Source organism: Bacillus sp. SIMBA_005 (assembly GCF_046535585.1).
In the GTDB taxonomy this organism is placed as follows: domain Bacteria; phylum Bacillota; class Bacilli; order Bacillales; family Bacillaceae; genus Bacillus; species Bacillus pumilus.
The window spans coordinates 1-243 of the sequence record NZ_JAWRWI010001016.1 but is presented as its reverse complement, the minus strand read 5'-3'; the positions used below and the strand labels follow the sequence as shown (position 1 = coordinate 243).

Annotated in this window: 1 protein-coding gene; it reads left to right on the top strand. The window is 42.4% G+C overall.

Annotated elements, in window-relative coordinates:
* Positions 1 to 243: S8 family serine peptidase (locus SB660_RS23180; RefSeq protein WP_410584898.1), on the top strand; the 243-nt coding region annotated here is incomplete at both ends.

The following is a 243-nucleotide window of genomic DNA, read 5'->3' as shown; positions in this document are numbered from 1 at the left end:
GCCCCTGGTGAAGAAATCCTTTCAACGTATTTAAACGGAACTTATGCAAAACTAAGCGGAACTTCGATGGCAACACCGCATATATCTGGTGCACTTGCACTCATAAAAGAGAATGCCAACAGAAACTTTGAGCGAAATCTGACAGAGGCTGAGCTGTATGCACAATTAATAAAAAGAACGATTCCTTTAGGAAACTCGCCAAAACTCGAAGGCAACGGCATGCTGTACTTAACAACAGAGGAA